The 24,238-nt window shown below is 45.7% G+C and carries 13 protein-coding genes and 1 other RNA gene; 2 read left to right on the plus strand and 12 right to left on the minus strand.

Features of this window, described 5'->3' with window-relative positions; genetic code table 11:
* The first annotated feature begins 5 nt into the window (after positions 1 to 5).
* Positions 6 to 1,496 carry an NAD(P)H-hydrate dehydratase gene (locus DTQ70_RS16010; RefSeq protein WP_122931742.1) on the plus strand — a complete coding sequence of 497 codons (1,491 nt, stop codon included), beginning with the start codon at positions 6 to 8 and terminating at the stop codon, positions 1,494 to 1,496.
* Between the two features lie 40 nt (positions 1,497 to 1,536).
* Here DTQ70_RS16010 and DTQ70_RS16015 read toward each other — a convergent pair whose 3' ends face one another.
* From DTQ70_RS16015 to rbfA, 12 genes are all read right to left on the minus strand, one after another.
* Complete coding sequence (locus DTQ70_RS16015; protein ID WP_164490072.1) at positions 1,537 to 7,572, minus strand: hypothetical protein; 6,036 nt, start codon at positions 7,570 to 7,572, stop codon at positions 1,537 to 1,539.
* A 112-nt stretch (positions 7,573 to 7,684) separates the two neighbouring features.
* Complete coding sequence (locus DTQ70_RS16020; protein ID WP_164490073.1) at positions 7,685 to 12,232, minus strand: collagen-binding domain-containing protein; 4,548 nt, start codon at positions 12,230 to 12,232, stop codon at positions 7,685 to 7,687.
* A gap of 364 nt (positions 12,233 to 12,596) precedes the next feature.
* Complete coding sequence (gene trmD / locus DTQ70_RS16025; RefSeq protein ID WP_122931745.1) at positions 12,597 to 13,271, minus strand: tRNA (guanosine(37)-N1)-methyltransferase TrmD; 675 nt, start codon at positions 13,269 to 13,271, stop codon at positions 12,597 to 12,599.
* A 31-nt stretch (positions 13,272 to 13,302) separates the two neighbouring features.
* The gene (rimM, locus tag DTQ70_RS16030; RefSeq protein ID WP_122931746.1) at positions 13,303 to 13,875 is read right to left on the minus strand and encodes a ribosome maturation factor RimM; all 573 of its coding nucleotides are present in this window, start codon (positions 13,873 to 13,875) and stop codon (positions 13,303 to 13,305) included.
* Between the two features lie 69 nt (positions 13,876 to 13,944).
* Positions 13,945 to 14,463, minus strand: a complete 519-nt coding sequence (locus DTQ70_RS16035) for a 30S ribosomal protein S16 (RefSeq protein ID WP_122931747.1) — start codon at positions 14,461 to 14,463, stop codon at positions 13,945 to 13,947.
* A 144-nt stretch (positions 14,464 to 14,607) separates the two neighbouring features.
* A complete protein-coding gene (locus tag DTQ70_RS16040) occupies positions 14,608 to 16,176 on the minus strand; it encodes an OmpA family protein (protein ID WP_122931748.1) in 1,569 nt (522 codons plus the stop codon).
* Positions 16,177 to 16,228: 52 nt separating this feature from the next.
* Positions 16,229 to 16,636: RNase P RNA component class A (gene rnpB, locus DTQ70_RS16045), an RNA gene on the minus strand.
* A 95-nt stretch (positions 16,637 to 16,731) separates the two neighbouring features.
* A complete protein-coding gene (locus DTQ70_RS16050; RefSeq protein WP_122931749.1) occupies positions 16,732 to 18,165 on the minus strand; it encodes a DUF4403 family protein in 1,434 nt (477 codons plus the stop codon).
* A gap of 38 nt (positions 18,166 to 18,203) precedes the next feature.
* A complete protein-coding gene (locus tag DTQ70_RS16055; RefSeq protein ID WP_164490074.1) occupies positions 18,204 to 18,686 on the minus strand; it encodes a glycoside hydrolase family 20 zincin-like fold domain-containing protein in 483 nt (160 codons plus the stop codon).
* Positions 18,687 to 18,702: 16 nt separating this feature from the next.
* Complete coding sequence (locus DTQ70_RS16060; protein ID WP_122931751.1) at positions 18,703 to 19,038, minus strand: tRNA-binding protein; 336 nt, start codon at positions 19,036 to 19,038, stop codon at positions 18,703 to 18,705.
* Between the two features lie 12 nt (positions 19,039 to 19,050).
* Entirely contained in the window at positions 19,051 to 20,124 is a 1,074-nt protein-coding gene (gene pheA, locus DTQ70_RS16065; RefSeq protein ID WP_122931752.1) for a prephenate dehydratase, read from the minus strand.
* Positions 20,125 to 20,193: 69 nt separating this feature from the next.
* Positions 20,194 to 20,577, minus strand: coding sequence for a 30S ribosome-binding factor RbfA (rbfA, locus tag DTQ70_RS16070; RefSeq protein ID WP_122931753.1), 384 nt, complete (start codon positions 20,575 to 20,577; stop codon positions 20,194 to 20,196).
* 120 nt (positions 20,578 to 20,697) lie between these two features.
* On the opposite strand from rbfA, the gene DTQ70_RS16075 reads away from it, so the two are divergent.
* Entirely contained in the window at positions 20,698 to 24,225 is a 3,528-nt protein-coding gene (locus tag DTQ70_RS16075; RefSeq protein WP_122931754.1) for a CotH kinase family protein, read from the plus strand.
* The last annotated feature ends 13 nt before the right edge of the window (positions 24,226 to 24,238 follow it).

Below are 24,238 nucleotides of genomic sequence, written 5' to 3' on the forward strand. Positions count from 1 at the left end.
AATCAATGAAACTATTTACTGTTCCCCAAATTCGGGCATGGGATGCTTACACCATTGCTCACGAGCCTATTTCTTCGCTCCAGCTGATGGAACGCGCCTCTACTGCTTTTGTCAAGTGGTTTTGTGAACGATTTGACGACCGTTGCACCATCAACGTCGTTTGTGGTATGGGCAACAATGGCGGCGATGGCCTCGTCATCGGGCGGTTATTACTCCAAAAATGCTACAACGTCCGCATCTTTGTGGTAAGGCACAGTTCGGGAGGTTCGGCTGATTTTGAAGCGAATTTAGTGCGGCTTCACGCAATGACAACCGTTCATTGGATCACAGAAAGCACGGATATTCCCCATTTTTCTGCCCAATCACTGGTCATTGATGCCCTTTTAGGCTCAGGGTTGTCACGTCCTACGCAAGGAATTTTAGCCGAAGTTATTCAAAAGATTAATGCTTCCTCGGCCACCATCATCGCAGTGGACATTGCCAGTGGGCTTTTTGCAGATACGCCCAACGCGCCATCGGACATCATTATCAAACCCGACTATACGGTTTCGTTTCAGTGCCCCAAATTAGCTTTTGTGCAGCCGCAGTCGGCCGAGTACGTAGGAGAATGGCAGGTAGTGGATATTGGACTGAGTGCTGCGTATGCCGAAGCCACCGCTACCCCTTATTTTTTCAGCACAGCCTCCTTCATTAACGATTTTAAAATCTCAAACCGACGAAAAAAATACGCCCACAAAGGTTCTTTTGGGCACGCGCTGCTTATTGGAGGCAGTTACGGAAAAATAGGCGCCATTGTGTTGTCTTCCAAAGCCTGCTTACGCTCGGGCGTAGGTTTATTGACTGTTCAAACTCCGCGTTGTGGTTACGACATTTTACAAACGAGCTTACCCGAAGCAATGGCCTTGCCCGACTGGCATTGGATGGTCAATACCACCGTACCTAACCTTGAGGGTTATAGCGTCGTAGGAATCGGGCCTGGATTAGGCAAAGACCCACTAACCCTTCAACTCCTGCGCGAACTTTTGCCAAAGCTTACCGCACCTACCGTCTTTGATGCAGATGCACTCAATTTACTCAGCGAAAACCGAGAGCTACTCACATTACTCCCGCCAAATTCCATTTTAACGCCACATCCAAAGGAATTTCAACGCCTCTTAGGGCATTCTTGGCAAGATGATTTTGACAAACTTTCTTTGTTACAAACATTTGCCCAACAACACCAAGTAATTGTCTGCCTCAAAGGGGCGCATACCGTGGTGGCATTTCCCAACGGCACCCTCTATTTTAATTCAACAGGCAACCCTGGCATGGCCATGGGAGGTAGCGGCGACGTTCTTACGGGAATCATCACGGGGTTATTGGCCCAAGGTATTTCTCCTCATCAAGCAGCTATTTTTGGGGTTTATCAGCACGGAGCAGCAGGCGACCGAGCCGCCCAAAAATGCACCCAACCTGGCCTTATTGCCTCCGATATTATAAACGAAATGGGCTGGTAATTACACCAGCCCATTCGCAACGCTCTATTTTTCTATCCTCTTACTTTCTCTTAATTGTCACCGTGTAAGGAATACATTTTGGTGGAGGACAACTACAATCTGGGGCTTTCACCGTCAATTGTGCCTTACAACTATCGCTTGATGTGGCCGTTACCACTGCGTCTTTGTTGATAGGTACTCCTGACACTGTGAATGTACCATTCTGATTGTTGGTTACCTGTCCTGCATCCGCCGTAACCGTTCCGTTCGATGTTACCGTAAAGCTATAGGTCTGACGATCTGCACTACATTTAGGTTGTTCACTTACCACAACTGTTGGGTTGGGGTAAAAAGTCAATGTCAGTGGAATACGCAAGCTAATACAGTTTGAACCGTCATTTTTACGAGCTTCTACCCAATACGTACCAGCCGCAGTAGGTTTAAACTCTAACGTACCATCGGCCAATTTGGTACCGCCTGTTTCACTGCTATACCAGTCAGCAGTTTCACCAGCTCCTACCACAACCGTCAATTTTGTAGCGCTATCGCCTTCGCAGAACGATTGACTAGAACCAATTGGAGGATTCACGGTAGGACAGTTACAATCTGGCGCAGCAATTTCGAGGGTTGTTTTACAATTGCTATTTGTAGCTGTTGCGGTCACTAGCACACTTTGCCCTGCTGGAATACCTGAAATGGTGAACAAACCACCGCCGTTATCTACCACTGCATAAGGAGGAGTTGTAGTGATAATTCCGTTAGAAATTACTTTCACTGAGTATGTTCCAAGGTTCAAGGCACAACTACGTTCTGACACTTCGAGGAGTGGCTTAGTTGTATCAGCACTTACGGTAGTAATACCTGTGCCTTTACAGCCGTTTGTTGTGTTGGTTACTTCAACAGAGTAAGTACCTGCCACACTTACGACAAAATTGGCCACATTACCTGGATTAGCCACCCCTTGTGGCACTTGCCAAGTGTAGGTAGGTGTTGTTCCGCCGTTGTTCACGGTTGCGGTCAATGTTCCAGTAGGAGTAGCACAAGTTAAGTTCAGCGGGTTAAGCGCTACAGTCACACGGTTGGTATCGTTTAACACAATCACACTTGCATTCCCACGGCATCCATTGAGGGTATTGATTACTTCTACTGTGTAAAGCCCCGCTACTGAAGCAACTGCCGTTGGGTTGTTACCAGGGTTGGTAGCACCCGATGGCACGCCCCAAATGTAGGTTGGCGATGTACCTGCATTTACGACCGTAGCAGTCAATGGTTGTGAAGGTGCGATACATGTCAATGTAATTGGGTTCAAGGTTACTGACACTTTTGTTGTATCAAGTACAACCGTTGTGCTCGCCGAAGCGCTACATCCGTTGGCACTATTGGTCACACTCACCGAATAAACGCCTCCTTGGCTTACCACCAAGCTATCAACATTGCCTGGATTGGTTACTCCGCTTGGCACACTCCATACGTACGTCGGGGTCGTACCTTCGTTATCAGCAGTCACTTTCAACGTTTTAGATGGAGTTGCACAAGTTAGTGTCGCACTATTTAACGAAACAGTCACTTTTGCGGTGTCTGCTGTTACGCCAGTACTTGCAGTAGCCTTACATCCATTGACGGTGTTTGTTACTTCAACTGAATAGAAACCTGGAGTTGAAACCACAAAGTTATTGACATTACCTGGGTTAGTTACCCCACTTGGTACCGTCCATGAATACGTAGGATTAGCACCTGCATTGGTAGCAGTTGCGGTTAATGTCTCGTTTAAATTTGTACAAGTCAATTTAATTGTATTGAGCGATACAACCACTTTGGCCGTGTCAGCAAGAACAGTAGTTGATGTCGTTGATTTACAACCGTTTGTGTTATTTGTTACTTCAACCGAATATGTTCCAGTATTGATCACACTAAAACTTGCCACATTTCCTGGATTTGTAGCTCCACTTGGTACTGTCCAAACATACGTAGGATTTGCCCCTGCGTTGGTAGCCGTAGCAGTTAAGGTTTTGCTTGGTGATGCACAAGTTAGCGTCACTGAATTAAGCGAAACTCTTACCGAGGCTGTATCAGCAGCGACGGTTGTTGTAGCCGATGCTTTACATCCGTTGGCGGCACTTGTTACTTCAACAACGTATGTTCCTACACTTGTTACGGCAAAGCTTGCCACATTCCCTGGGTTTGTTACGCCATTGGGCACCGTCCATGCGTAGGTTGGATTTGCTCCTGCATTAGTCACAGTTGCCGTCAATGTCTGACTAGGCGCTGCACACGTCAAGGTAAGCGGGTTCAAAGCGACGGTTGGTTTTAACGTATCTTGCGTCACAAGCGTACTTCCATTAACCGAACATCCATTCACAGGGTTTGTCACTACTACCGAATACGCCCCCGCCGTAGTTACGGCAAAGCTCGCTACATTGCCTGGGCTTGTCACGCCACTTGGTACAGTCCAAGTATAAGTTGGATTTGCGCCTGCATTGGTCGTTGTGGCTGTCAAGGTTTGGCTTGGAGATGCGCAAGTCAATTTAATCGTGTTCAATTCCACCGTTGGTTTCGTAATATCTTCCGTTACAATCGCGGTATCCGAAGCCGTACAACCGTTGATGGTATTTTTAACCGTTACGATATATGAACCAATGGTGTCCACCACAATACTTGCAGTGGTTAATCCATTCACTGACGGGTGGCCACTCCATACGTATGTCACCCCGCTAGACGCCACCGCCGTCAGAGTCAGTTCTGTTTTAATACAAGTGAGCACACCTCCTTCGACCGAAACCGTTGGGTTGGTTTTGTTTTCATCTACCACTACCGCATCCGTAGCCACGCAACCATTAGGCCCTGTTACAGTCAAGGTATAAGTACCTGGTACTGTCACGGTTGGCGTTGGATTTGAAGCATTTGGCGCAAATGTAGCACCCGCAGGTCCCGTCCAGCTATAAGTAACGCCTGGCGTTGTACTGCTGCCGTCCAATTTTACCGAAGTGACTTCACAAGTCAACGTTTTGTTTTGACCAGCGTCCACGTTTGGAAGAGTTTTGTTTTCACTCACTACTGCCGTATCTGATGCCGTACAGCCGTTGTCTGGATTTAAGACCGTTACGGTATAAACACCTACTTGTTGAACGGTAATAGAAGCATTCGTCGATGAAAAGTTGCTAGGCCCAGTCCATGAGTAAGTTACCCCTGGAGGCGCTGCTTCGGCTAAGATTGTCACTGACGATTTAACACAGTTGATTTCTCCACCATTTGCCACCACAATCGGACGGTTGATGTCTTGGGTTACTACAGCGGTATCGCTTGCCGTACAGCCACTTGACAGGTTAGTCACAGTTACTTGATACACACCTGATGACGAAACCGTAACATTTTGGCTTGTTTGGCCATTCACCCCTAAACCTGTCCAAGCATAGCTAACATTTTGTGAAGCATTTGCCGACAATGTTAAGTTTAAGGTTGAACACGTCAATTCACCTCCATCAACTTGAACAGTTGGTACCGTTTTATCTTGAGTTACTGTGGTTGATACATTTCTAGTACATCCGTTAGCTGAGTTTGTAACTACCACCGAATACGTGCCTGCCACTGTCACTGCAAAACTTGCTACGTTGCCAGGGTTGGTTACCCCCGCAGGAACAGTCCAAACATACGAGGCTGTTCCTCCGTTAAGACCACTAACGGTTGCCGTCAAAGTCTGGCTTGGTGCTACGCACGTCAATTTGATGGTGTTCAAACTAACCGTAGGTTGCGTTTTATCTTGCGTTACGGTTGTTGATGCTGATCTTGTACAACCGTTTTTAGAGTTTGTCACAACCACCGAATAAGTACCAACGACTGTCACGGCAAAACTTGCTACGTTGCCAGGGTTGGTCACACCTGCAGGTACTGTCCAAACGTACGAGGCAGTTCCACCCCCCAAATTACCCGCAGTAGCGGTCAAGGTCTGGCTTGGCGATGCACAGGTGAGTTTAAGGGTATTCAAAGAAACAGTTGGCAGTGCTTTGTCCTCTGTGACTGTCGTTGAAGCTGTTCTTGTACAACCATTTTTAGAATTAGTAACCACAACAGAGTATGTTCCTGGGGTAGTCACGGCAAAACTTGCTACGTTGCCAGGGTTGGTCACACCCGCAGGTACTGTCCACACATACGAGGCTGTTCCTCCATTTAAAGCACCTACCGTTGCTGTCAAGGTTTGACTGGCAGACGCACAGGTAAGCACAACTGTATTCAAACTTACCGTTGGAGGCGTTTTATCCTCAGTGACTGTCGTAGTCGCTGTTCTTGTACATCCGTTTTTAGAATTTGTCACTACGACAGAATACGTACCTGGGGTTGTTACGTTAAAACTAGCCACATTGCCTGGGTTAGTCACTCCCGACGGTACTGTCCAAGCATAAGAAGCTGTTCCACCGTTCAGGCCACCCACCGTTGCCGTTAAGGTTTGGCTAGTCGTTACACAAGTTAAAGTAACTGTATTCAATGAAACTGTTGGCTGGGCTTTATCTTCTGTTACTGTCTTAGAGGCAGAAGCAGTACATCCATTTCTTGAGTTAGTAACAGTTACTGAGTAGTTTCCAGCAGTGGTTACGTTAAAACTAGCCACGTTGCCTGGGTTAGTCACTCCCGACGGTACTGTCCAAGCGTAAGAGGCGGTTCCACCGCCTAAGTTCCCTACTGTAGCGGTAAGGGTACCACTTGTTTTTGTACACGTCAACTCTAAAGTATTAAGACTTACGGTAGGCGTAGAAACAATACTTGTAACAATGGCTGTATCAGTAGCAGTACAAGTTACGCCCGACTTCGTTGCCGAATACGTAACAGTATAAGTACCTGCAGCCGAAACCGACGGGTTGGCCGAAGCACTTGTAAAAGAGTTAGGCCCCGTCCAAGCGTAGGCAGAGGTTACACCGCTCGTTGGGCTACCTACTGCCGTAATTTGTACCGTAGATGGAACACACTTCAACAAGCCACCAGTAGCAGAAACGGTCGGCCTCAATACATCTACTTGGTATTTTACCCAAGGTTGGCAGGCAGCTGTTGCCCCCTTCAAACAAGCATACACATAATATGTTTTTACTTGTCCATTTACAGCAGGGAAGTTAGAAGAAGACAATGACGCCGAACCTGAATTGATAGCACCACTGCCTAAAATCGTTTTACCGTTTCCCGTAGCCGTGTATGGATTCGACACTTCTGAATCAAAACGAACCCACTCAATAGTCACAGGACTACGCGCTGTTGTACTGGCAGAAAATGCCACACTCGTACCAGGGCAAATTGTTCTCGCCGCTGATGGGTTCGGGTTGGTAACGGTTGGACAGGTTACTTGCAAACAAGCAAGATCGACCTTAATATAGTCTCCAGTTGCAGTGCCCTCTACTTGTACATACGAGGTATTGGCTGGCGCAGTGCCGCTCAAAAAGTACTGCTGTGTCAAAGGAGTTGGCCCAAAGTCCACATCTTTGTCAACCTGTACTTCCGTGCTACTTAAAAGCGTACTAGCAGAATTAAAAAATTTGAGTTTGATGCGGTGATCTAAGTCTGGACGGTGCGTACCTGCCCAAATAGACAACGATACCGTGCTTCCTGGCGTAATATTAACATTTTGGTAAAAACGAGCGCTAGAAGACGTTGCTTCCAAAAATGCGTTATTGTTTCCACAAACTTGGTAACCCGTACCACTGTAAAAGTTTCCTCCACTGGAACTCCAACCCGATACTCCCCCTTCAAAACTTGGATTGGAAAGTACGTTATTTGGGCAATTACAGCTTACCGTACATGTTAATTGTGCGTTAAGGCTGGAAGTTGGTGAAGTTCCTGTTCTGGTGTAATTTACGCCTGCATACGTAAATTCGATACGGACAGGTGTACCATTGGCTATAGAAGCCACATTATAACTTCCTAATGAATTGGTAGTTGCTGTACCAAGTAAGGCGCCAGTAGAGCTATTGACAACCCGTACGGGGATACTTGTCAATCCCTCACCATCATTGTAGGCATTATTACCGCTTTTATCGCAGTAAATACGACCACCTACATCGGTGGCTAGGGCTGTATGAGCAACAACTAGCATCAACACTCCTACCCACCAAGACACGGTCTTGGAGCTTAACAGGGTGGAGAAAATCTGCCTAGGTTTGACTCGAAATTTGCTTGTAAACGAAGTCATGGGGGGTAAAATTTAGATGTATTATAGAGCAGTAGATTTATTACTTTTTGATGGGCACACCGCCTTTTTTGGTTTGTTTAATCGTGAATGGCACGCACAAATCAGCAGGGCAGCAGTTGTTGCTGGCTTCAACAATGATGGGACAACATCCATCGGCTGGGCAGGCATTTGACGAGGCCGTAAATGTATAAGTACCTATTTCGGTAATAAGAATAGTGTTGCCTGTAGCCACGGGCGTTTGTCCACCATCTTTAAACCATTGTACATTTTGGTATTTTTCGGGAATAGATGCTTGAATCGCATCACCTAAACAAACTTCCAACGGAACCGTAAAGCACTCACTGTCAATATCATCTTCTTCGGTATTGCCATTGCAAGGTGTTGAATCTTGGTCTTTTTCGGTCATGGTACATATCTCAGCGGTATTAAACCACACGCCTTGTGCCACCACTTTGACAACCAATAACAGCACCGCTGTATCTCCTGGCGCGATTGAGCCGATTGTCCATGTTTTACTGTTAAAGTCATAATTTCCAGTTGCAGAAGCATAGGTAACGTACTCCACACCTGCGTTTAGGCTATCTTTAACCGAAACATTGGTAGCCGTTGATTGCCCCTCGTTCCATACCTTTATGGTGTAAGTGAGGTTATCCCCTACTTTGGCTACTTTTTTATCAATGGATTTACTAAGTGCTAGGTCGTATGCCCCTTCGCATGGCTTGAATGATGGCGAAGGCGCTACCGCCGCCGCCGCACATCCATTGGCATCTTGTACAAAAATGATGTTTCCACCCGTCGTTTTTAATTGCAAACTGGTCATTAGACCCCCACCCACTACCCCTGTAAGGGTCTGGGTTACACCTACTGGAATTGGGCCATTTCCGATGCTCGCTATACCAGTAGCCACTGTGACATTATAAGTACCTTGGCTCGAAATCTTGAGCGTAACCGTGTAAGTGGTATCACCCGTACAAGCAGGAATCGAATCCAACTCAAATTTGGGTAATGGCAGCACCGTGTAAACCTTTTCTGCAAACGGGAAACAGTTAGGTTCATTGGTAGGTGGCACACTCAGGATGGCATACATATAGTATTTTACTGGAGCAGTCCCGTTATTTACAGGCAAATTTAACCCAGGCACTCCGTTGGGAGCACTGGCAACAAAGTTCTGCGGTTTCACTTCCTCCAATAGCGTGCCCCCCGAATACATGTTATTTCCTGTTTGTGGCGAAGTGAAATAGACAAATTTTATAAATTTAGAAGTATCTGAAACCTGAACTGTCATACCCTCACCATAATAGCCCGAGCAAAGCGTATCGGTGGCATCAACCGCTGTAATGGTTGGACAGTTGCCGACGCATGGGGTAGGATTTACCACTACCGAGGTGTCTTTGTAACAACCTTCGTTGCTAAACACCCGTACATAGTAGGTAGTTGAGGCGGTTGTATTAGCAATATTTTGGGCAATGGTCGTAGGCAGGCTGCTGATTTCAGTACCTTCCGACGCTGCCGTTGGTAGCGTTGCTGCTCCTGTAGTGTTAAAAGCGAAGAACTGACCCACCGTAGCCAACGTAAGTGCCACACTACCATTATTCAAGGATGTACCACCTTGACAAGTCGGGTTTTGAGCTTGCACCGTAAACGTCGGTTTAGGACTGATGGCCAACGTCACTGGAATGCGCACGCCGTTTACTTCATTGTTACAACCTGAGGCTGTGCTTTTGGCCTGCATATAGTAAGTACCTACCGCTGTAACACTGAATGTGAGCGTATTAGAAGCCAAAAGCGTTCCTCCAGTGGCTGCACTGTACCAATCTACCGTGGTATTTTCACCTACTAATGCGGTGAAAGTCGGGGTAGGAATAGCGACTCCTTCACAAATTCCCACGTTTGCCGCCAATGCTGTCGGAGTCGTTGGAATACAAGCACAGTTAGGGGCAATGATAGTCGTATCCTTTGTACAGCCATTCAAAGTAGAAGTCAAGACCAGGTTCTGCCCTGCGGTTACGTTTGAAATGGTATAAGTCCCTGTTCCTGAAATGGTGGTTCCTGACGGTGAACTTACCGTCACAGTACCCGTAGAGGTAATGGTAATTGAGTAAATTGAATTACCTGCGGCACAATTGGCGATAACACCACTGAAAGTAGGATAAGGTTTCATTGTTACCCCAACCTGTACTCCTGTACTTTTACAGGTGGACGCCGTTGAACTAACACAAGCAACGTAATAATTGCGAGCCTGTGTCAAAGCAGGCGTTGTGAAGCTAATACCACTACCAACTTCTGTCGTTAATGCTGCTGAATCGTACCATTTTGGCACAGTACCCACTGCACAATTGGACGCTGTTAAAGTCGCTGTTGTACCTACACAAATCGCTACACTCGATGCAACAGGGGCTGCTATCGGTGGGCAGTTGGCACTACAAATGGGTTTATTTATCGTGAGACGAGTCCGACAACCGTTTAGGGTTGCCGTGATGGTATATTGTGTTGTATCACTTCCAACGGTGACAGTGAAGGTCGTGCCACTTCCGCTAACAAAGCCTGCGTTTGAGGTAACGACCGCCCCATTGTCAACGGTGACAGTGGTCGTATATTTTGACGTATCTGACGAACAAACGGACGACACCAAAGTAAGTGTTGGCGCAGGAAGTACCGTAACGGTGATTGTATCTTTGCCTGTACATTGGGTCTGCAACGACGTGACAGTGACGTAATAATCGGTTGTCACCAAGGGCTGTACCGTAATGCGCGCGGTGGTTACACCTGTATTCCAAGCGTAGGAGAAATTTGTGCTATCGGTATATCCAAAAGTCAATTGAGTGCCTGGACAAATTGGATTCAGCTGAATTTCGGGCACAACGACCGTCGTTTTTTGAACTCGTATGGTATCTGTACAACCACTGCTGTTGGTCAAAACAAACCGATAGAAACCTCTTTTATCCAAACTTGCGATATTACCCTGTGCGTCAATGGTCGCGACGTCGGTGTTTGAACTATTATTAGGGTCGTTGAAAGACAAAAACGACCATGTTTCACCCGTACCTGCCGCAACTACCTTGGCCGTAGTTTCACAAACGGTGATGTCTTGGCCCGCGTTTGGTTTGGGTGAAACCGCCACTTGAATCGTATCTCTAAATACACAACCCGTTGATGAAGATGTAACTTCCACACGGTAATCGGTAGTTTGGGTTGGGCTTACGGTAATCGTGGCTGTGGTTGCGCCCGTGCTCCATAAGTAACTGACATTCGACAACCCTTGGTAACCAAAAGTCAGGTTTTCTCCTGGGCAAATCGACTTATCAGTGATGGTTGGCAACAAAAAGCTAGATTTTGTCACAACGATTGTATCGTTACAATTGGCGTCTGATTGTCTTCTGAGCACAAATCTATATTGCCCCGAAACCGTCAAACCAGTAGCCAGGCCAGTGGTAAAAATGGTGGCGGCAGTGTTATTATTTGAAGAAAGAAACGCCCAAACTTCGTCCGAAGCTGGCGTTTTCAGCTGAATGGACGTCACACAAATTGTCGTATCTTTTCCTGCGTTGGGCTTTACACAAGTTACAACTCCGCAGTCAACATTCCCTTCAAATGGATAATGGTGCATTTCGCCCCCCGAATGCACAAAAGACTGTCCCACTAACTGTCCCTGAATATTCGATTGGTTGGCCGTTTTCACCACAGCAGCATTAGGCGCTAGGATACTACCTTCAATCGTTGCATTTCCTTCGATGTTGAGCGTTGTTGCACTAGGGAAATTCCAGATAATATACTTCATCGCCCCGCCCACATTCTGGTTTTTCACATTCCAAGTAAAGGAAGCACCGGTCGATACATTAATAACGAGGGGTTCGCTTGCCGTAGGCGTAAAGCGTAAGTTCAGTTCATTAATGGCGTTCAAATCCGCTCCCGATACATTCCAAATACGGGGCTTGCCCGCAATCGGGCTTGCAGGCAAATCTAAATATAGGTTTTGTCCCGAAATACCCGTCAAAACCTCCCCATTGGCATTCTCCGTTACGACATTCGTCCCTTGGCATTCTGCAAGCGACGAGGAATTGGCCTTTAGCGTAGTAAATGCGGATGCAAAATTGATAGAAGTGGTTTCACAAACGGGGTTATTGGTGCTGCTTACTTGGTTAGGTTGGGCATATCCAGCCCAGCCATCCGCTTGCGTATTAATTTGAATCCAGCTACTTGGAGAAGCATACCCTTCCGTATTTTTGGTGATACGTATTGGCGAGAAAGCGTTGTTGTTATCTCTATACCAAACCGTTAACCCTGTGCAATTTCCTATTTTAACGTACCCTTGGGTGTTCATTTGCAACTGCCCCGAAGTCAGCGTTACTCCACCACCTACCACAAGTCCAATCGGGATATTCCCTACTTGTAAATCACCCACATTGACCGTCGTTATTTGGTAATTACCTCCCACGGTCAAATTACCTCCGATGGCAACGGGGCCTTCACTTTCGTTGGTTGTCAATGTGGCATTACCTTGGGTAAAAATGTTAAACTTGCCCACACTGGCAAGTGGATTCTGCGCAGCTGTAAAGAAAGGAAGTGAGCAGAAAAGTACGGATGTCATCCATCCAATACTCAACTTTCTTGCAAGATGTCGAAGAGCAAGGCACGCAACAAAGCAAAGCCTTGAGTGGGGCTTGTAAATAAATAACATAATAGAGTAGAGTAAGTACTGTTAAACAAAGCACTCACGATGAAGCTATACAACAGCAACCAGAAGAAAATTTTTATAAAAAAATGGTTTTCTTTCAGGTGGCATTATACCACTTTAACGTCCCTATTTTTAGGACAAAAACTATACCAAAAAGAGAAAGATTGAAGCAACACCCTATAATACAAGAAGTTACGCATTATACTTTATTTTCACCAAAAATATAAGTATCAAAATCGGATGCCCAGGTATAGTCCACAAATTTTGTGCCATTTATTTAAGGCAGAAGGTCAGGACGCCGCGCTTGTGTGCGTTCTAACGATTGTTGAAAGCGCCAATCAGAAATTTTGGCTTCGTGCCCCGAAAGTAGAATGTCAGGAACTTTCCAACCTTCAAAATCAGCAGGGCGCGTATAAACAGGGGGCGCCAATAAATTGTCTTGAAAAGAATCGGTAAGGGCGGAGGTTTCGTCGTTTAGAACCCCTGGAATAAGGCGAATAATTGAATCGGCAATGACGCAAGCAGCCAACTCGCCACCAGATAGTACATAATCTCCAATGCTAATTTCTTTGGTAATAAAATGCGTTCTCACCCGCTCATCCACCCCCTTGTAGTGCCCACAAAGAATGATTAAATTTTCGGTGAGCGACAGGCGGTTGGATGTTTTTTGGTTGAGGCGCTCGCCATCGGGCGTTACGTAAATCACCTCATCGTAGGTGCGTTCGCTCTGAAGTTTTCGAATACAGCGCGCAATGGGCTCGATGGTGAGCACCATTCCAGCACCACCTCCAAAGGCATAATCATCCACTTGGCGTTGTTTGTTGAGACTATAGTCGCGCAAGTCGTGCACAACCACCTCTACATGCCCACCCTCTTGGGCACGTTTCAAAATAGAGTGTTCAAAAAAACTATCTAACAAACGAGGCAAACAAGTGATGATGTCAATGCGCATAGGTATATTTCTTACAGCTTTTCGTGGGAAATTAATCTTCTATTTCACTATCATCGTCATCAGCGACGGCGTTCGTTCCTTCGGTATAAACATCCACTAAACCTTCAGGAAGAACTACATTCATCACTTTTTCTTGGCGATTTACGCCTTTGATAATATCATCATTGACAGGAATGAGCACTTCTTGTCCCTGATACTCCATCGCAATCAGGTCTTGTGTAGCCATGGTATAGACAGTTGTCACCAAGCCTAGTGCACCCAACGTAGCGTCTAAAACTCTAAAACCAACAATTTCGTGGTAGTAAAACTTTGAACCGTCCAGTTCATCGAGGGTATCTTCTGGCAAGAAAAGTGGACAATTAATCAGCGGAGTAGCCTGTTCAATTGAATGAATATCTTCAAACTTCACGATGGCTTTATTTCCCCGTTGAATATTGATTTGCTGGATAAAATAAGGAATTAACTGCCCTTTTATTTCGACAAAGACAGACTCCATCTGCTCGTAGTCGTCAGGAAAGTCAACGTCCAGGAAGATAACCACCTCTCCTTTCGTCCCATGGGTACGGGTGATGTGGCCGAGTTGAAAACAATCGTTATGCTGCATGATGTCTAAAAAACAAAAAATGGTATGGGACTAACTGGATAGCCCCATACCATTTGTAAAAAGAGAAAATTATTCAGCTGCTCCTTCGGCTGGGGCTGCCTCTTCGGCTGCTGCCTCAACTTCTGCTACTGCTACTGCATTTTTCTGTGCAATAGCGGCCGCACGTGCTTCATTCACTTTGCGTTCTGCATCTAGTTTTGCCAATTTCTCATCTGCTTGTTTTTTGGTCAAGCCTTCAGATTTGGCATCATTACGTGAAGCTTTTTCTTGTTTCCAAGCTTCAAAACGAGCATCAGCAACTTCTTGAGTGATTGCCCCTTTTCTTACCCCTACTTGCAAGTGCTTACGCAACATTACACCTTCGTGGCTCAAAAGCGCACGAGTAGTATCTGTAGGCTGAGCACCATTTAAAAGCCATTTTACCGCTTTGTCAACGTTCAAAACAACTTTTGCAGGGTTAGCAATTGGGTTATACGTACCCAATTTTTCAATGAAACGACCATCACGTGGTGCTTTAGCATCTGCTACGACGATGTCGTACATTGCTCCTTTTTTGCGTCCGCGACGCGCTAAACGAATTCTTACCATTGTTTTTGTTCAGTTTACTATATGAAGGAACACGTCCTTCGTGTGTAACGTGGGCGCAAAAGTACGCGATTTTCCTTAAAAAACAAAATGGGCATTGTTTTTGAAACAATGCCCATTCGTAATTTTTATATGAACCGTTACCGATTATTTCTTCTTTTTAGGCTCTTTGGCTACTTTACTTGGCTCTTGGTCTTTCTTTTTACCCGTACGGAAGCCTGCAGGATAAGAAGAACGAATCGAGTTCATTGGCAAAATACGAATCTCTACCCGACGGTTACGGCTCATACCTTCCACTGACTTATTATCAGATACTGGGCGCAGCTCTCCGTAGTATTCTACCAATACGCGGCTTGGGTCTTGCATACCGTTACGAATCAGATAACGTTTGGCAGCTTCCACCCGGCGCTTCGACAACTGGAAGTTATAATTATCAGACGCACGGGCATCGGTATGGCCTACAATCACCGCGCGGCAGTTTGGACGCACGTTCAAGAGGTCAATTACTTGCTTCAAGATTTGCTGAGATGGGTCTTTGATGATGGCTTTATCAGTATCAAACTCAATATTACCAAACATCGCTTCGCACTCTTCTTTAGGCAAATTTTTCGCAATGATGTCTTTCACGTATTTTTCCAAATCCATCGCAACCCCGCCCCCAGACACGATGCTGTTGGTTGGTGTGTTGGGTTCTTTATCAAACAAATCAGCTACACCATCACCATCTGTATCGGTAAACAAGCGTGGATCAACTGGCTTAGGCATATTTGCTTTAGCAATCGAGTCTGCGTCGTTCATGGTAGGGTTATACGGCGGCGCAATCAAATCCAATGGGTTGGTGTAGCGCAAGTGGTAGCGACCTTTGGCAGGGTCATGTACCCAGTTTCCTTTGGCATCTTTTTTCGCCATCACCGCATTCTTGCCTATTTTATAAGTTAGCGAAAGGCCAACGCTTCCCCACTTATCTAATTTTGAATCGCCTTTTCTAAACAACCAAATATCTTGGCGAGGGTATTGTTCTGAACCACCTCCACCGTAAGTTACGTCTAATTTCTCCGTATTTACGTGATTGAGGGTAAAATCTAAACCAATGTCGATTCGAGGAGATGCTTCAAAATGAATGGCAGAACCAATTGGGAAAACAATTTCACGGGTATAAGTCGAACCGTCGCGTTCCCACTCACCTGCTGTTTTAGAGCTTCGGTTGGTATTGGTACGAATCAATTCAACTGATTTGCCAGTACCTAAGCGATACACCCGCGAGTTGAACCACATGTAGCCATAACCAGCATACACATCCCACTTCCAGCGTTTCAGTTTATTGTATCCAAACAAAATCGGCTTGAGGTTTGCGTGAGCGTTGATTGTGGTTTGTAAAAACCCTTTACTTTCAAAATGGGCGTTGTAAATACGCTCTTTTGAACCATTCAGGTTTCCAGTCCAAAAATTAAGACTAGCGCCAAAAATAGGCGTTACTTGCTTGTGGAGCGCAAGCCCAAGGCCACCCGTCAAATGTTCTTCGGGGCCGAGTTTAAAATCATACTGACGAAGATCCCCATAAAATTGGGTAAGAGCTGGGGTAATTGTAAGTGCCCATGTATTTAACTTGTTTGGACCTTCGTAGCCCGCGTTTTTAGGGCTAGGCGACTGCGCATTGGTCTTTGCGACAGCCAACGATAACAAAAATAGAGTGGACAGTAAATTAATTTTTTTCATGGGCAATGAGTGTTGTTTACTGCAAAATAGTATTACAAAACTTTTTTTTAATAGCGTAATCGGGCCTATAAGCCGGATTCTGTTTATCAATTTAACTTGACAATCTTATCATTTATCTGGCTTCAACGTTGCCGTTGAAATCTATCAACCTACCCATGCCGACACCTCCGAAGAGAATTAGAACGAGTAGCTCTAAAATCGACACTTATTTGGTCTTTCAGCCCGTAAGGTTTACCGTGCCCCGTCTGTCGCCAGCCGAGCGGTGGGCTTTTACTCCACCTTTTCACCTTTTCCATCTCTTATTCAGAAACGGTAGTTTATTTTCTGTTGCACTTGCTGTCAAATAGCCGTCGCCAACTATTTGCCTTCCCGTTAGGAAGTACGGTACTCTGCGCTGTCCGGACTTTCCTTCCTGCCTTCAACATAAAGCGAGAGCAGAACGATAAGACGGCCTCGATAACGCTATCGGGTACAAAGCTATAAAGAGTTCGCCTCTTTAAAAATCAAATAAAAAGAAAAAAATCGTAAATACCATGAATAGGGGCGCTTTTTACCCTACAATAAGCCGTCTATTTTGACGTCAATCTGTCCTTTTGCCACAATTAATGCTACCAAAGAGGTCGGCGTTAGATAGACTTGATCGGGGTCAAGACGGTCTAATCGTCCTCCAAATGCAACTCCTTTTGCCACTTTTCGGTTTGTAAGCTGTTGGCGAATAGCTTTTTGCGCTTCATCCACCTGATCACCTACCGAAAACACAAACTGCTGTTCTATCTGTTTGGCAAATTTTCCTTGTAAGAGCCAGTTGGCCGTTTTCAATAACACATTCTTGGTGTCTAAATCATAATCAACATTTTTCAACGATAACGTTCGTGACGCTGCATCATAATGCGGAATTCCTTTCAAATAAATGACGCCATTGATACTTCCCTTCACGCCTGATTTGATAATCAGCTTATCGTTCTGACCATAAATATCAACACTCGTCACCTCAATTTTGTATTTTCCTTCTTTAAAATCAAACCGTTTTCCTACAAATTGCGTAGCTGCTAGCTTCGACGCTTCTTCGTAAGGCACGACCCCAATCAAGCCAATCTGAAAGCCTTTGGGAATATCTTTCACAATCATCAAATTAGGAATTTCAGTCGCAGGTTTGATGGTTGGTTTTTCCCCCGTGAGGGTTTGGGTAAAGCCCCTGATGCCGATACTTGTACTGATTTTTCCTTTATCTACTTGGAACGGTGTCATTAAAATATCAGTCGGAGTAACAACCAGCCAAGTACGGTATTCTTCCGACAATTGGCGCGGCTCTCTGATAAGGTTCCATGCCTGCACTACGTATGGTTTTACTTCGATGCTCTCTTGAATGTTTTTATCAATGGCCTTGGAAAACGTCTCAAGGTTTTCGGAAATTTTACGGCTGATGATTCCCGTAATTGGGATTTCGATGTTGGCTACTTTAATGCTCGGCTTAGTCACCCAATCAAACCCTGCAGATACCGTCTGAGAACGCACTTTCCAGTCGGGGTCAACGCCAAAGCGCGTCATAAATTTGAGATTGATTTGAAATTCGGTCGCTTGTGCACCCGTAATTCCTAGCACTTGGTACGATTTTTCTCCCCAAATTTTCAGCGGAACAGTATAGTATAACAGCGAATCGCGGGCTTCCGCTGCAATGAGCGCCCTTTTCCACACTTTTATTTTAAATCCTTCTTGGCGGTCGTTATCTTCATAAATCAAGCCTTGCACTTGTGTATTGAGGTGGCGCGTCAGTTCGGCAATCGACAACTCGATGGGAACGTGAACCGTCGATCTATGTTTCTCACTCTGAATATCCATGTTCGTGTGTTTATACGATTCAGTAGGTGCTTTAGGCTGCGTGGTGGTGGATGGCTGGCAACCTGTTACTACTAAAAAACAAACTACGGGTAAAAAAAGCAACGACTTTGAAAAGTGAAAACAAATAACAAATGGCTGTTTTTGTAGCATGGCAGTTAGGTGCAAAAGCACGCGTTATTTGGGTTAAATTAAGGTTGGTCTTCGATGTAACAACAGGGTATTTTCCAATCAACTCCTTGTACGCGCTGAACTCCCATAATGGCCTGTGGCATCAGTTGTTTCAGGGCGTGGATACCCGCAGCAAATCCTTGTGGCTGCTCGGCTGTAATGACGATACGCTGGGGTGAAATGTCCAAAAAATAGCCTTTATGACCCAATTTTAGGTCTTTGCTTGGTACAAGATTGATGCCTTCTTTCACGCGAAAATTGCCCGCAAACACGCGCGTATCATGCCCCGACACCAGCCCAATGGTTTGCGCAAACTCTTCGGCAAAGTGGCGCAAGTGGGGGTCGGTACTAGCGACGGCAATCAGCAAAGTTTTGGGAAAAATAAAATGGCCATTTTTAGGCACTAAATGTGCTGGTTTGGGGACAATCGGGTAGGTTGACTGCGCCAAGGCTGTCCCCCAACTCGCTACGCTTAACCACAGATACAAGCAAACTTTTTTCACCTTTTTCGTTCTTGAATTAGGCCAAACGGGCTCCATTGGGGACGGGGCGCTCGGGCTGAGACAGCACCACTTCGCCATCGGGCAGCACAAATCCCGTCACGAGTATTTCCGACATAAAATCGGCCACTTGTTTTGGGGGAAAGTTGGTCACACAAATCACTTGGCGACCTAGCAGTTCTTCTTTTGTATAAAGCTTCGTTACCTGCGCCGAACTGCGTTTTATCCCAATTTCGGCTCCTAAATCAACCCAAATTTTATAGGCTGGTTTCCGCGCTTTTTGAAAGTCTTCCACCTGCACAATTGTTCCTGCGCGAAGTTCTACTTTTTCAAAGTCTTGCCACGAAATATCCATTGTCGCTGTTTTTTACGTGTTCTTAACGTAGCTACCAAGCAATTTGATATAGCTGCGGTGTTTTTTAAACACTTTCTGCACATTCTCGTCCTTGAAGTACCCCTCTAATTCAATAAAAAACCAAAAATTAAAATCCTCGCTTCCTTTATAAGGGCGGCTTTCGATTTTGGTTAAGTTGATATTAGCTCGTTTAAAATCTTGAAGAAAGCCTGCTAAAATCCCTGGCTTCTCGGTGTCAGGCAAACGCGCAATCAACGTCGTTTTATCATTTTCGCTTGGCTGATTGATAAAATCTTTGGCCAAAATAAAAAAGCGAGTGCGGTTGTTGCTATTGTCTTCGATGTTATCAAAAAGCACAGGTAAGCTAAACAAACGTGCCGCAATCACGGAGCAAATGGCCGCGCTTTCGGGGTCTTCGGAAGCCAATTTAGCCGCTTTCGATGTCGATTCTACCTGAATTTCTTCGGGCTGGGTTTGTTCAAAATACTTGTTTAAAAACCCACGACACTGACGAAAAGCAATGTCTTTTGAGTAAATACGCTTGATTTTAGAAGGGTTTTCACATTCTGTGGCAAGGGCAAAATGCACAGGAATTTTGAGCTCGGCAGCAATACTAATATTGGTTTCGTTTAATAAGTCAACCGTCTCATAAACAATCCCTTCTTGGTTATTTTCGATGGGAATTACCCCAAATTTTGCGCGTCCTGTATCCACAGCCTCAAACACCGACTTAATCGTTGGCAGGGTCATGTACTCGCTCATTGCCCCAAAACGACTTTCAGCCGCTTGGTGCGTGAAGCTCCCTTCAGGTCCCAAATAGGCAATGCGTTCGGGCAATTCAATATTTCTAGCAGTGGCAAAAATCTCCAGATAAATCGCCTCGATTGCCTCGGGCGTCAGCATCCCTTTGTTTTGTTTGTTAAGCCTATCCAAAATTGATTTTTCGCGTTCGGGGCGATAAATCACCGTCTTAGTAGCTCGTTTTAATTCTCCTACTTTATGCACCCACTGCATTCGTTGATTGAGGAGAATAAGTAATTGATCGTCAATGGCATCAATTTCTCGACGGATGTCTTCTAAAGTCATTTTTTGGTTGGGTTAAAAAACAAAACAGCGGTTAGTGGTCAGTGAAGAGTGGCCAACATAAAAAAGCTATTAATCGTTGTCGGGAGTTTCACCATCAACAGGCGGTGGAATGGTCAGTCCCGCAAAGAGTGAGTCCATTTTGGCGGCATACTCAGCAGTATCATCCAAGTAATAATGTAAATCAGGTACAATGCGGAGTTGGTGACGAATTTTCGTTCCTAACAACTGACGAATAGATTTATGACGTTCTTGGATTTGTTCAAGTAATAATCCTTTGTTTTTGGCGGCCAAAAAACTCAAATAGACCCTTGCGACGCTCAAATCAGGCGACATTCGCACGACAGTCACGGTAATAAAGGCATTATCAAACCATGAACGGCCTTCTTTTTGAAATATATCGCTCAAATCTTTTTGGATTTGACGCGCCACTTTTTGTTGTCTTTTCGATTCCATACATATAGGTTGATGAAACGTACATTTCATCTTTTTTGCAAAGGTACAAAATTCTAAAACGCGAAAGTGGTACGGTTTTTGTTCAGGAGCTAAAATAGCAAATCAGATCACTCAGCGACTATGCCTAAATTCTACACCTTTGGAATACTTTTTCTGATAATTGGGTCATTTTCTACTACCCTTGCGCAAACGTTTACCTCTTCCAATCTCCCCATTATCGTCATCACTACAGGTGGTCAAACCATTTCAGATGACCCGAAGGTAAATGTCAATATGGGCATTATTGACAACGGGCCAGGTAATCGAAATTATTACCGAAACCCCGCCAACAATAATCAACCCGACCCTTTCAATAATTTTAATGGAACCGTGGGCATTGAGCACCGTGGCTCATCTTCTCAATTTTTCCCCAAAAAACCCTATGGTTTTGAAACGCGCACTGCAATAGGCGACGACCTCAAGGTGTCTTTATTGGGAATGCCCAAAGAAAGTGACTGGATTCTGAATGCCAGCTACACCGACAAAACCCTCATGCGCGACGTACTGACTTACCATTTGTCAAACCAAATGGGGATGTATGCTACGCGTACCAAATTTGTTGAGTTGGTAGTTGATGGCGATTATAAAGGCGTTTATATATTGATGGAAAAAATAAAACGGGATGCCAATCGGGTCAACATTGCTTCGCTAAAACCCACCGATAATTCGGGCGATGCTCTTACGGGAGGCTACATCCTGAAAGTAGATAAAAATACGGGCAGTGCCGACGCTTATTGGAAATCGCCTTATCCTGCCAACAACCTGATGGAAATCAACATCATGCTTGAATACCCCAAGAAAGATGATATTACCACCGCGCAATTTGAATACATCAAAAACCACTTTACCAATTTTGAGCATACCCTCAACGGACCTAATTTTAAAGATCCAGTTAATGGATATGCCAAGTACATTGACGTCAACACCTTTGTAGATTATTTTTTGCTTACCGAACTCACCTACAACATTGATGCCTACCGCCTGAGTGTCTTTTTCTACAAAGACCGCGATAGCCGCGACTCTAAAATTAAGATGGGGCCAGCTTGGGACTATGACCACTCATACGGCAACGCTAATTATTGCAAAGGCTGGGAAACCAATCACTGGGCGTATGATTTTGTGCGAGAGTTTTGTCCACAAGACGATAAGCAAACCCCGACTTGGTGGGCACGTTTGCTTCAAGACCGTGAGTTTTGTCTCAAAGTCCGTGAACGCTGGCAGCAACTTCGGCAGAGTCAATGGACCAACAGCAACATTACCAATTTTGTGGACCAAAATGTAGCGCTCCTTGGCGAATCTCAAGTGCGCAATTTTCAGCGTTGGCCACTGTTGGGCGAATGGATTTGGCCTAATTACTACTGGGGAAACACCTATCAAGAGGAAATTGATTGGTTTAAAAACTGGACAGAACAACGCCTCAGTTGGCTCGATGCCAACATCCCCCGCGTGGGTGCCTTGGCCAATGAGCCCGCCGATTGCGCCTCGGTGACAAAACCAACCGTGAGTTCACCTGTCAATTATTGTATTGGGCAAACTGCTTCGGCACTTTCCGCAGGTGGCGTAAGCCTAAAATGGTACACCCAAGCAACGGGTGGCACTGGCAATACCTCCGCTCCTACTCCAGCGACGAGCAACGCGGGCACAACGTCTTACTATGTTACCCAAACCATCAATAATTGTGAAAGTACACGGGCGCAAATCGACGTGATAGTCGCCTCTCAAGCCACAGCACCTACGGCTACCACGTCCATCGAATACTGCCAAGGCCAAACGGCATCGGTCCTAACGGCCAATGGCTCAAACCTAAAATGGTACACGGCACCTTTTGGAGGAACAGGCACAACCACCGCACCTACCCCTTCAACTTCATCGGCTACTTTGACCAGCTATTTTGTTTCGCAAACGGTGAATGGCTGTGAAAGTAATCGTACTCAAATCAACGTAAATGTCAAAAATCGGCCAGATGTGCCACAAACAGCAGCAAACCTCAACTATTGCCAAGGCCAAACGGCACTGCAACTCTCGGCGAGCGGTACGGCATTGTTGTGGTACTCTGTAGCCACAGGAGGTACTGGCTCCTCAGGGGCTCCCATTCCATCGACAAGTACTGTTGGAACAAATTCTTATTTTGTCAGCCAAACCCTCAATGGTTGCGAGAGTAATCGCGCCGAAATCAAGGTCAATGTGGGCACAAAAACCACTGCTCCTAGCGCGTCTAATGTTGAATACTGTCAAGGACAAACAGCTTCGCCTCTCACGGCGGCTGGAAATGATTTGTTGTGGTACACTTCCTCTACGGGAGGTGAAAGCAGCACTACGGCTCCTACACCTTCCACTGCAAGTCCCAACATTTTGAGCTATTTTGTTTCACAAACCATCAGCGGATGCGAAAGCAACCGTACGCAAGTGATGGTGACCATTCGCAGCAAACCCAGCCTTCCAGAGGTGGTTAATCCACCAAGCTATTGTCAGGGAGATGCGACCAACCCACTTAGTGCCACTGGCTCAAACCTAAAATGGTACGACATTGCAGTAGGCGGAACGGCAAGTAGTACTGCCCCTAGCCCTTCGTCGGCCACAGCGCGCACTGTTGCGTATTACGTCAGTCAAACCGTTAATTCGTGCGAAAGTAGCCGCGCCATGATACCCGTCACCATCAAAGCCAAACCTGTTCCGCCTTCGGTTTCTGGTTCGGTCAGTTATACCCAAGGACAAGCCCCCGCTGCCCTGAGTGCCACTGGTAGCTCCTTAAAATGGTACAGTTCATCCACTGGTGGAACGGGCAATTTGACAGCCCCAACCCCTTCTACGACCTCCACGGGAAATACCTCTTATTATGTGAGCCAAACCGTAAACGGCTGCGAAAGCGACCGCTCATTGATTACGGTGTTGGTAAGCCCACCGTCTCAAGTAACGGCTTGTATCGAAACCAAAGTATTGTTAGAAGGCGCCATGAATGGAACCATCATGCACACCAAACTCAACCAACTTGGATTACTGCCTGGGCAAACGCCTAAGGATGCGTTGGCAACCAAAACCGCAGCTGGTCAGCCCTACAAAAATGCGCCTTGGAATTATCCTGGCAGCGAAGGTTCTGAAATTTATTCTCCTGATGTCGTTGACTGGGTATTGGTTTCGCTACGGACATCGCCCGAAGAAGCAAGTTCGACTATCTTTAAAACCTCGGGTTTACTTTTTAAAGACGGTACTGTACAAACCACGGGGGCTTGTCCCGTCGTTAATCCTACCCAAACACTGTTTGTAGCCATCGAACACCGCAACCACATCGGAGCGGTATCGCACGACGCCGTAGCGGTCATAAACAATAAAATTAGCTATGACTTCACCAAACGCCAATCGTACGTTCCTGCGGGACTTCCCGCGTCGGGGCAGTTGCAAGTTGGCAGTTTTTTCTGTCTTTTTGCCGCCGATTCCCATAAAACGTCTTTTGCCGAAGTGAATGCCAACGATGCTTCAATTTGGCTCAACGAAAACGGAAAATTTGGACTCTACAAACTCAGCGACTTCAACTTAGACGGTGAAATCAACGCCAACGACAACTCCATTTGGCGACGAAACAACGGCAAGTTTTCGGGAGTGAAGTTTTAGCAATACGCCACCA

The organism is Runella sp. SP2, assembly GCF_003711225.1.
In the GTDB taxonomy this organism is placed as follows: domain Bacteria; phylum Bacteroidota; class Bacteroidia; order Cytophagales; family Spirosomataceae; genus Runella.

Coding starts and splice junctions, on each gene's coding strand:
- DTQ70_RS16010 (WP_122931742.1), top strand. CDS start 6: ATGAAACTATTTACTGTTCCCCAAATTCGGGCATGGGATGCTTACACC.
- DTQ70_RS16020 (WP_164490073.1), bottom strand. CDS start 12,232: ATGACATCCGTACTTTTCTGCTCACTTCCTTTCTTTACAGCTGCGCAG.
- trmD (WP_122931745.1), bottom strand. CDS start 13,271: ATGCGCATTGACATCATCACTTGTTTGCCTCGTTTGTTAGATAGTTTT.
- rimM (WP_122931746.1), bottom strand. CDS start 13,875: ATGCAGCATAACGATTGTTTTCAACTCGGCCACATCACCCGTACCCAT.
- DTQ70_RS16035 (WP_122931747.1), bottom strand. CDS start 14,463: ATGGTAAGAATTCGTTTAGCGCGTCGCGGACGCAAAAAAGGAGCAATG.
- DTQ70_RS16040 (WP_122931748.1), bottom strand. CDS start 16,176: ATGAAAAAAATTAATTTACTGTCCACTCTATTTTTGTTATCGTTGGCT.
- DTQ70_RS16050 (WP_122931749.1), bottom strand. CDS start 18,165: ATGCTACAAAAACAGCCATTTGTTATTTGTTTTCACTTTTCAAAGTCG.
- DTQ70_RS16060 (WP_122931751.1), bottom strand. CDS start 19,038: ATGGATATTTCGTGGCAAGACTTTGAAAAAGTAGAACTTCGCGCAGGA.
- pheA (WP_122931752.1), bottom strand. CDS start 20,124: ATGACTTTAGAAGACATCCGTCGAGAAATTGATGCCATTGACGATCAA.
- rbfA (WP_122931753.1), bottom strand. CDS start 20,577: ATGGAATCGAAAAGACAACAAAAAGTGGCGCGTCAAATCCAAAAAGAT.
- DTQ70_RS16075 (WP_122931754.1), top strand. CDS start 20,698: ATGCCTAAATTCTACACCTTTGGAATACTTTTTCTGATAATTGGGTCA.